This window comes from Collinsella aerofaciens (assembly GCF_040910325.1).
Lineage (GTDB): Bacteria > Actinomycetota > Coriobacteriia > Coriobacteriales > Coriobacteriaceae > Collinsella > Collinsella aerofaciens_BL.
The window spans coordinates 1-10,694 of sequence record NZ_JBDGAV010000030.1 but is presented as its reverse complement, the minus strand read 5'-3'; the positions used below and the strand labels follow the sequence as shown (position 1 = coordinate 10,694).

Sequence of the window (10,694 nt, the reverse complement as noted above, 5' to 3'; positions counted from 1 at the left end):
GCTGATGAGTACTGCCACCAGGCATTTCCCAACCCTGTTTATTGGCTTGCCGTGTAGATCGGCGCACTCATGCCTGTTGTCTTGTTGGGCCATCATCGCCGTTGCATCCTGCTTGTTGCTCTGGCCTACCTTTGTGTTTTGTTGCACGGGCCTTCTTATGCTGTGAGTGCGGAAAGCCTGTTTATAGACAAGGTCACGTACTACGAGTCGGGCGTCTCAGAGGCTTCCGAGCCTGGACCGATGCCGACCATCTTGAATTGGACAGCTTCGCGGTCGAGGCATTTGGCGCCAGGGGGAGGCGGGCTTCCGCACCATCTTTACGCCCTATGCAGAGCTGTACCACTACGAGTTCACCTCGCGCGGCAGGGAAGAGGCCAACGAGGAAAAGATGAGTCGCTGGAAGCGCGAGCAAGCACTGTTCATGCAGCACTGGCCTGAGTTCTTCTTGGATGGCGATCCGTGGTTGGGGCCGAACTTATCCGCTGAGAGCGAGTATTTCTCGTATTAAGGCAATGGTTTTTAGGAAGTCCTTAACTTTCTTTCGCTATGAGCTTGGAAGAAAGTAACGTTGGACTACTTGCTAAGATAAATTACGAAAGCTCGATACTTTCGCGATAAGTTTATACAAGCTTATACAGCTCGATATTATTCGATATAGTCTGTGATAATTATTGAAACGATGATTGACTGTTAATCGATTCCCTAGAAAGGCAAACAAGTGAGCGCCACAGCATTCCATAATCCGTTTCGTCCCACTGCCGGCGCTGAGCCTCCGCGCATAATTGGTCGCGATGATATCGCTCTTGAGTTTACCGAGAGTTTGAATGCGGGAATTGGTGCACCTGCGAGGCTCATGCGCATTGCTGGACCGAGGGGCTCCGGAAAAACTGTTTTGCTCTGCGATCTTAGGGATCGTGCGCGAGAACTTGGATGGAAGACCGCTATTGTTTCTGCTGGCCCTAACCTATTGCTGGACTTGAGGGATCAGGTTGCTGATTCTTTCTTTGCGGCCAATGCTTCAGTCGGCGTAAACGCCGGCTTTGTTTCTGCGAAAGTCGATGTTGCACCCAAAGAGTCGAGCCTTAGAAAGTTGCTAAGTTCGGCAGCGAAGTCATCCAAGGGTCTTTTTATTGCCATCGATGAAGTTCAGGACGCCCCGATTGATGATATGCGTGCCATTGCGTCTACGGTTCAGCTTTTGATAGGGGAAAAAGTAGATATCGCACTTGCCTTTGCCGGCTTACCCGCCGGCGTTATGGATCTTATTAACGGCAAGGCGCTTACGTTCTTGCGTCGTGCCCTCCCCGAAGATCTGGCGCCAATCAACCGGGTGGAGGTAGCGCTCTCTATGGGCGATAGCTTTGTCGCGACTGGTTTGACCATAGAGGACAATCTTCTGTCGAGAGCCGCTAAGGCCACTAAGGGCTATGCCTATCTGGTGCAACTGGTCGGTTATTCCATTTGGCAGCGCGCCAACTTGCATCGTGCCAAAAGTGCCATTGTGAGCGAGCGCGACGTCACTGAAGGCATTGCGCTGGCAGAGGCTCGTTTTCACGATGTTGTTCACGAGCCCGCGATTTCTGGACTGGGGCTCAACGATATCAAATACCTTTTGGCCATGTGCGAGGATAAACAACAGTCCAAATCATCCGAGATTGCTAAGCGCATGGGTAAAAAGACCAATGAGGTCAGCTCCATTAGGGCAAAATTGCTACAAAGAGAGGTTATTCAGGCACCACAGAGGGGCTACGTGCAGTTTGCCGTGCCGGACCTAGATATCTATCTGCGAGAGAACGCCGAGGAGATTCTCGAACGGTTCTAGGTCGAGTGAGGGCGACGTCATGTTCTTTAAGACTGCTATCAGCGTCGATTGCCATATCGGGTTTTTCTGGGGCGGCAGTCCCCGTGATAATAGAGATGTGGCATTCATCGTCGCCCGCTAATCAGATTTCGTCTATCTATAACATTGCGTGTTTTAATTTGCAGGAACAAAGATATCATTCGCAAAGCGTGAGGGTTATCTTGCCCGTGCACAACTGTTTTCGTTGCTAGACACCAAAAGCAACCCTTTTAGTTGCATGAGACATAATGCAACTGTTTTCGTTGCTATATACCAAACGCAACCCTTTTAGTTGCAAGAGACAAAATGCAACGGTTTTCGTTGCCTGATGCCAAACGCAACTCTTATTAAGTAGTTGTTAGCTTTCTCACATACATTCATTTACAACAGGCATCTACGAATTCAGCCGTCTCATATATTCCTAATAAGGCATGAGAAAATGAACCCGATACATGGTATTCAGCGCTAAAAGAGACGAAATGGACATACCGTCTCTATGCTGCCGATACGGCATCGCGAACAACCCCTTCGCGCGGTTGCCCTTGCCCTTGAGCGACTCAGGGAAGTAGATCTCGTCGAGCTCGCCGCCGCAGCCCCGCCCGGCCCTGAATGGGGGCAGTGGGCCGAGAGGCACTCGATCAGCCTATGGCGCATGGCGTAGGCGGTCTTGAGGCAGACGCGGCTGCGCTCGACCTCGTAGGCGGAGCCGGCCGTGTCGTCGAACGCCGCCGCGCGGATCACGTCCCTGACGGACTCAATCGCGCGGCGACGCTCGGTCCCGCTCAGCTTCGCCATGTCCCGTTTGAAGGCGATTACCAGGTCCTCGGCGTTCATGCTGCCCCGCGGTCTACGAGGCTAACGATATGGCGCCGTGGGGACAGATGTGTGTCAATCCTGGTCTAACAGAGCTTTTTTAATTGACGCGCCCATATAAATCTTTTCTGCATACTCGACTGCTTCTGCAGCCTCTGCGGCGCTCCGTAATTGGTAAAGCGACCTGACAGAGAGTGGAATTCGATGTCATAGCTGGCGTCTTCATCGGAGGACAAGACTGCTTGATGACTATATGTTTTCATCTCTAGCCATCTCAGGCTATTATAAATATATCCGTTGGCAGCTTTTACGATTTCCGGTACGTTCCAATCGGAATCATTTTTTGGTAGTTGATAGACATGACTTCTGCTTCGTATGTGCATTCAGTATTTTTGCACTGGATAAAATCAACTGCATCTAATTTAGCTAGATCGGGAAGCGATATTGCATGGCGCTAAGCTTGACACAGAAAGAAACATATCGGGAGACGCTGGCTAATCTCGTTGCCAAGCAAAACGATGGCGCCTCCATTGTTTCCGCAAAGAAGGAGCTGGAAGCGCTATCGACTTCTCTCGTCCCGCGAATGCTTTACCGCTATCGACCTCCAAGTGAATACGCTTTTGCCGATCTAGAAAACGCGACTGTTACATTTTCTCATCCAAAGGTTTTCAGCGATCAGTGCGACTCGGTACCGATCTATAACTGGAATGGTATAGATGAAATCGAAAGTAATCTCAATGATGATGAACAAGCGTTAAAGATAATAAATCAAATTGATTTTAGACGACTTGCGTTTGTTTTAGGGGTTCTGGGGGCTCCTTTTAATCCAGCAAGAATAGATGAGTTCGAGATACTATCCGATGAGGGAAAAGTTAGTCTTTTTCGCTCGGCTGTTAAAAACTTGCGCTTATTTGTTGGAGGATTTGTTGCCCCAGTTCATCAGAATAGCTGCCGAAATTGTTGTCGCATTTTGTGCCTAACGGACAATCCTAGCGATTCGAATATGTGGAATGTATATTCCGAAAGCCAAGCGGGTTTCGTTCTTGCTTACGACAGAGAAGCTATTCGCAATTGCAACATAGCTAACGGAATGCGCACTGAATTATTACCAATTTTATATGATGACGAACCATTTAATTGCGACCCTCAAATTGCTTGGACTGCTGCTAGGATGCTTGGTCTTAATGTGAGCAGTGATGACATGCTTAGTGATCTACGGGCAATTTACAGAAAGGGCAGTGTGTTTGAGCGGGAGAACGAATATCGTGCCCGTCTTGTACCAGAGCCAGATGAGCTTGAGATGAATTATGTACAACGCCCATGCAAGCCGTTGCGAGTTATTCTTGGGAGCAGGATGACTCAAGAGGATAAAGAGCTTTGCATTTGCGCGGCGAATAAACTGGATATTCCTGTAGATGAACAGTGCTAGTTATCCTTTAATAGTGCCGTATAGTCAATTATTTGTCAGCTGAATCGGGCGTCAGTAGACTTCTGAGCTGGCGATTGCTATATCTACGGGGGCATTTCGAAAGATAATTTGGTGTAATTTACGTTAACGGGAGTTGCTTGTCTATGAGTTTATCTTTATCAAATTGGGATTACTACTTGGTTCTTGAAAGAGAGCTTGTTAATTCCTTTAATTATGTTGAGCTGAGCAACGATAATTTCTCAACTTATTCAGTTGAATTTGCAAAGATGCTTTTATCGATTTGTTCTGAATTTGATTCGGTTTTTAAAGATTATGTCGAACTTCGATCCGGAAATAGACCATCTAATATCAAGGAAGCATTCGAGTGCCTGTCTGCTTTGAATGATATTGCCTTTGTAAATGAGGTAGTTGACATTGCGATTAACCAGAGTATTTCACTCAAACCTTTTAATGCGTGGATAAATGGAATGTATGCAAAATTAACTTGGTGGGATAGCTATAACGCTGTGAAACATGATCGTGGTACGTATTTTAGAAAAGCTAATTTGGAGAACTGTTTGAATTCACTGGCAGCTTTATTATGTATCGAAATTGTCAGTTTGAAATGTTTTGGAGTTAAGCGTTTGACTCCAGTTAATCGATTGTTTCGTATACCTAACAAACAACTTTGCCGATCATTGCCGGGCCAAAATGGACAATGGGATTTGGTTATCGATTCTAAGGAGCTGAATGAAACATCAAATATGAGACCTGCAAATTTGATGATAGTGAAGAGCGTGAGCTAGCGATACTTTGGATCGCACAAAAAATAGATGGCGTAAGCGTGGGGGGGTGATGACGTCTGCCTGACGCAAAACGGCTTTCGCACTAGAATCTGAAATAACCACAAGGAAGGTTCTTGAGAAGGATGAGGACCGCAATGTAGATCTTAGCGGACGCCGCGCCCGACATGTTCGCTGAGCCCCACCTCAGCGACGGGACGATCGACAGCTGGTGCTTATCCGCAGGCTCTCCGATCAGGTGCTTAATTCGATCATAGAAGCCGAGGCCGGTCAGCTTCACTGCAGTGGCGTGAACAGCCGGAACATCTATTGCGAATGTATTCTTAAGACCTGCAGCGTCGACATTGTCGTTGCTCTCTACTATGAAGTGACTCAAGTGGTCACCGGGAATTGAGCCCGTGAGCACGAAATACTGAGCAGTTTAATCAAGAGGGCCGCTTCCCGGGGACTGGGGGCGCAGCTCTCGGCCAATGGTTTCACCGGGTGGTTACTCTGACGTGCTCGAGCAGGAAGGATGGAGGAGATGGTCCATGCCCCTGGACACAGTGAGTGCTATTGTTTTATTGGTTATTGTGTCCTTAACCGCTTATTCGATATCAACTGACATGCAGTCTAATTATGTTGGTTGTTATCTTTATTTTGTCGTTATTAGGTGCTCTTGCGCTAAGGCTGATGGAGCTGATTTTTATGGCATATCCTCCGAAACGTCCAAATAGCCACATAATTGATACAGAGGCATGCTCTTTCGTCACCTCCCTTATGCCTTCTGAAAACTGGGTTGTTCGAGACTTAACAGAACGTGATTTTGGAATCGATAAAATTTTTGAGCGCTTTGAAAACGGATTCGCTACTGGTGAATTAATGGCAATTCAGGTGAAGGGAACAAACAAGCCACTCGAAGATAAACCTGAAATTCCATTTTCCATTGATACGAAGACGCTTTTATACGCTGAAATGTTTGCAATACCTTTTCTTTTAATTAGATGTTCTTTAGCGGATGATGGAGCGTGCTATTTTGTCTGGTTGCAAGAGTATATTCGTGTTCGATTGAATTTCGATAATTCGTCTTGGCGAAAGCAAAGGTCAAATACTATTTTAATTCCAACTTCTAATAGATTGGGCGATACCTCTGCTGAAAGTCGGTTAATCCATATCTCTCGGTTTCCAAAAATGAAAGAGTCATGGATCAAATATTATATAAATACATGTGATTTAGCGTATCGACTTCCGAATTATATTGAGGATGATACCGTCACATTAGATTTCGCAATACAATACGTTTTGCCTGTTCTTGATAGCCTTGAGAAGGCTAATAACATGCTTGGTTTAATTTCCAACCACTTTGTCGCTACTAAATTGAGCCAAGCTATTGAGCTTGGAAAACGTATATGCGACAAAGAGTTTGAAAGCGAATTAACTGATTCGTTTTTTAAATTCGTTTGCCTGTGTTCTGATGTACGCAAATCTATAGATGTGCTATCACTTAGATTCGATGTCGATCATATGAGGTTTTTATATGAGTCCGAAGGCATGGCGGAGTATTAGTGCTCTGTTTTTTCTGCGGGTTGAATGTAATGCGGGATTTCTTGTCGGATACTTTAATCTACTGCTTATCTTCAAGAAAGACCTGAAAGGTATTTTGTTTGACTACGTTTGTGCCTAAGTTGCTTTGAAAGCATGGTTTTTAGAGAATAATCCGCGAGCCTTGCTCCGTGTGGCGGCACGTAAAAGTTGTACTGTGCTTGGGCAGGTAAAAGTCCAAGACGATTAGATATCCGAGAGGATATCGAGCCCGCGTCGGGGAGATAAGGTGAGTCCGCGCCGGGGACTTTAATTTCGGCGGCAATTAGGTTTCCGAAAGGATGCCGTGGCTGGCAGCCAGCAGAAAACCGCTCTACACACTCCTTCCGCGTGCCGCCTGCTCAAACGATTTGCGCCGAAAAGGATATCCGGTTTGTGCCATAAGACGTTGCTGTCGACAATGCACGGGACGGCAAGGACGTGGCGGCTCTCATCAAATTGCAGTCACAAAGATACCTTTTATCGATTTCCTGTTGAAAAACTAAATTGATAGTCTGAGAATAACTTAAGAGAGCCTTAAATCTCGGAGAAAGGATGTCGTATGAATAACCTTCGAGAAAGATGGCGAGGACTAACAGCGCTGGGAGTTGCTGTATTTGCCGCCGCCTGCATGACGGTTGCCCCGGCGCCCTCATTTGCTGATATTGATTCTCTCGTTGGTCTTCAATATATTGATCATAGCGAGTCTCGCAATTTGACAGGTTTCTCTGTTTCTCGTCCTGCTGGAACGTATTATTTCGACAACGATGGCTCGATGCAGACCGGACTCGTTCGGTGCGAGGACGGCAACCTTCGCTATTTCGATCCCGAGACTGGCGTCATGGTCACGAACCAGTGGTATAACGATTACGAAGCCGTTTGGTACTATTTTGGCGCTGACGGGACCGCGATGTCGAACTGGCAGCTTATCGGCGGGGATTGGTACTACTTCTATCCCGAAAACCACGATATGGCATACGGCCGAGTTCAGATTGATGGCAAAAACTACTTCCTGAACACCCCTGGCGCCAATGCTGATGGCCGCATGCAGCATAGTGGCTGGATTTATGACTCCATCTATGGAAAGTGGCTCTATGCGACTTCCAGCGGCGAGCTGTTGACCGGTTGGCATAATATCGGTGGAACTTGGTACTATTTCAATGAGTACGGTGTCATGCTAACTGGCTGGATCAACGATTCGGGCACCTGGTACTACGCCAACGCCTCCGGCGCTATGGCCACTGGCTGGCTCAACATCGGCGGTGCGTGGTTCTATCTCGACGGCTCGGGCGCCATGGTCGCTAACGGCTGGCGCAGCCTGGGTGGCTCTTGGTACTGGTTCGACGATTCCGGTGCGATGGCCACCGGCTGGCGTCAGGTCGGCGGCGCCTGGTACTACTTTAGCGGTTCCGGCGCTATGGCCCACGACGCCTGGGTCGGCGACTACTACCTCCAGTCTTCCGGCGCCATGGCTACGAATGCCTGGGTTGGCTCCTACTATGTCGGCGAGGACGGCAAGTGGATTCCGGACTACGGTTTAGTTTGGTATAAGAGCGGTAGCGATGTTTACCATACGCATAAGTGTCGTACCGTTGGCAAGGACGCAAAGGGCTATTCGCAGATCTCTATCCAGGAGGCCCGGAAGCGCGGTGCTTTACGAGAGTGCAAGAACTGCCAACAAATTGGCTAACGCATTATTGAGCTAGTTTTGATTGAGGCCCCATTGCCCTGAGGTGACGGGGTCGCTGCGTGATTGGATACCGTGCTGCTATGAAGAAATGCTCATTCGGGGTGTTGGTCTTTTCGGGCCTTGTTTCTTTGGGACTCCTTTTGGGTTCGCCCTCGATGTTATACGCCCTTGATTTGAATAACACTGACGAAGGTCCCGCATCTAACGTTGCTATTGCTTCTGTCGAGTCAGGCGTTGATGCTCAGCGCGAATCGACCTTCGCTGTCGAGCAGAACTCTCAGGTTGATAATGAGACCCCTTCTGAGGTTTCGAATCAAATTGTTTGGCATCAGGGGTGGATATCACCCGAAGAAGGGGCTGGTTATTGGCGTTGGGGCTTGTCCGACGGAACAATCGCTGTTTCTTCTTGGAGACACATAAACGGTAGCTGGTACTGGTTCGACGACGAAGGTCGAATGGCTCAGGATGGATTGGTTCAAGTCGGGGGTGCAACTTATGGATTCTCCTCTTCGGGTGCAATGCGTGTCGGCTGGTACCTAGATTCTACAGGCCCCACTTCTGCTTGGCGTTATTTCTCCGGTTCTGGCGCCATGGTAAAAGGCTGGCTTTCAGACGGCAGCAACTGGTATTGGCTGGATGATGAGGGCAAGATGGTCCACGATACAATGCTGCAGATCGGGGAAGCCACGTATGGATTCTCCTCTTCTGGCGCAATGCTTATCGGATGGCACCTTGATGCTTCCGTCTGGCATTATTTCTCCGGCTCTGGTGCCATGGTGAAAGGCTGGCTCTCGGATGGGGGTCGTTGGTACTGGCTTGATCCTGCAGACGGTTCTATGGCCACCGGGTTGAAAGAATGTAATGGCACTTCTTATAGCTTTAACAGCTCAGGGGCCATGCTCTCCTCCCAGTGGGCTCTTATTGACAACAACTGGTATTACGCTGACTCCAACGGCTTACTGCATGGAGGCTGGTTACTTCTAGGGAATTCTTGGTATTACCTGGATCCAGGAAGCCATATTATGCTCACGGGCTTTATGCAAGTGGAGTCGTCCACCTATTTCCTTACGAGTTCAGGCGCCATGGCAACAGGCTGGGCACTTGTTGATGGTACTTGGTATTACGCCGCATCAAATGGAGCTATTCAACGAGGACGATGGATAAAGTTCGGAAGCGCCTGGTATTACCTTGATGATGTATCCGGCGCAATGTGTACTGGTGAATTCGCGGTAGGAAACACGCGCTATTTTTCTTATGATTCCGGTGCGATGGCATCTTCGTGCTGGATTAACTTGAGCGACGGTATGGCATGGGCGAATTCGTCTGGAGCACTGAGCGAGCCGTTGCCTACTTCATCTGATGGATCTCCCGTAGTCGCTGATCGTGCTGACTCGTCTTCATTGCCAGGTGTGATTCATATTGGAGACGCGGTTTTCTATGCGGATGCAAACGGTGCCGTCAATGTAGCATCTGGTTGGATTATGTCGAAAGACGCTTCTGACGAAAGCGGCAATACTTGGTATTACGCATCTTCCAATGGTGTCCTTAAGTCTGGTTGGCAATATGTTAACGGTGCGTGGTATTGGATGGATCCTTCCACCTACAAGATGAAGACCGGATGGCTCAATGACCGCGGCACGTGGTACTGGCTTCAGCCTTCGGGCGCTATGTTTGCTAACGGGTGGCTGAAAATCGATGGCGTCGACTACTACTTCAATGCAAGTGGTGCATGGTTGAATACGTCTGGTTCTGTTTTGGGGGTTAATAGGTCCAGCCTGGTCAATTGGCTTATGAGCCACGAAAACGATGGCTATTACCGTGGAACACCCTACGATACGCATCTTAGCCAAGAAACATGCATGTATCCAAAGGGTGATCCTCGTTGGGATGGGTATACCGGTATGAACTGCGGCGGATTTGTATCGCATGCGTATATGAAAGCGGGCGGTAATTTAGCTCCCATTGCCGCCGAGCAGAGCCATTCCCCTTGGAGTGGAGGTCCCGGAAGGGGCGGCTGCGTTAACGCTTATCGTTGGTACGGCTACGCTATCGATACGTGCGCGAACGTGACTTATTTCAACTCTATTGATGAGTTGTTGCGCAGTGGCTTGGCTCGTAAGGGGGACATTGTGTTCTTCAATCCTTACAACCCATATGCCGACGATAGCCACATTGGCTTTTTCTGGGGCAATTCGCCGAGCGAAAATTTGTTCTGGCATAGTGATGGTTATGGAAACCGCATCTCCGGTTTGACCGCTTTGGGTCCATCGAAAGTAATATTGATTCGTTAGAATTCTGAGTTGTAGGGGACTCTCTGGGTCCCCTACCTTTTTGACATCTAGTTTGAAAGTTTATTTGAAGTCGGTATTCTTGGGGGGGGTAAGAGTAGGGACTAGGAGTCCTTGGTTTCACCCTGCTGGGAAGTTCTTGTTTACATTGTGGTATTGCGTGCAGTTATTTGTCGTCCTAGATGGCATCTTGTCCAGTTGGATGTTCGGAAATCTGTTAGCGTCGGAATAATTTAGCCAAATATAGTCGGCCGAGATTGACCAATCCCGGCCGACCCATTTTAGCCAACAC

General features: G+C 48.3%; 6 protein-coding genes. All 6 read left to right on the top strand.

Annotated features, from left to right (window positions below; all coding sequences use genetic code 11):
• Positions 1-718: 718 nt before the first annotated feature.
• The 6 genes from AB5Z25_RS09675 to AB5Z25_RS09650 all read left to right on the top strand — a co-directional run bounded on the left by AB5Z25_RS09675 (position 719) and on the right by AB5Z25_RS09650 (position 10,405).
• Positions 719-1,822, top strand: coding sequence for a DUF8462 domain-containing protein (locus AB5Z25_RS09675; protein ID WP_368135435.1), 1,104 nt, complete (start codon positions 719-721; stop codon positions 1,820-1,822).
• 1,279 nt (positions 1,823-3,101) lie between these two features.
• Complete coding sequence (locus AB5Z25_RS09670) at positions 3,102-4,082, top strand: DUF2971 domain-containing protein (protein WP_022094836.1); 981 nt, start codon at positions 3,102-3,104, stop codon at positions 4,080-4,082.
• 143 nt (positions 4,083-4,225) lie between these two features.
• The gene (locus AB5Z25_RS09665) at positions 4,226-4,867 is read left to right on the top strand and encodes a hypothetical protein (protein ID WP_022094837.1); all 642 of its coding nucleotides are present in this window, start codon (positions 4,226-4,228) and stop codon (positions 4,865-4,867) included.
• A 615-nt stretch (positions 4,868-5,482) separates the two neighbouring features.
• On the top strand, positions 5,483-6,409 hold the full coding sequence (locus AB5Z25_RS09660; protein ID WP_117807058.1) for a DUF4365 domain-containing protein: 927 nt from the start codon (positions 5,483-5,485) through the stop codon (positions 6,407-6,409).
• A gap of 577 nt (positions 6,410-6,986) precedes the next feature.
• Positions 6,987-8,114 (top strand): cell wall-binding repeat-containing protein, encoded by a 1,128-nt coding sequence (locus AB5Z25_RS09655; RefSeq protein ID WP_368135433.1) that lies wholly within the window; start codon positions 6,987-6,989, stop codon positions 8,112-8,114.
• Between the two features lie 59 nt (positions 8,115-8,173).
• A complete protein-coding gene (locus tag AB5Z25_RS09650; RefSeq protein ID WP_368135431.1) occupies positions 8,174-10,405 on the top strand; it encodes an N-acetylmuramoyl-L-alanine amidase family protein in 2,232 nt (743 codons plus the stop codon).
• Positions 10,406-10,694 lie beyond the last annotated feature (289 nt).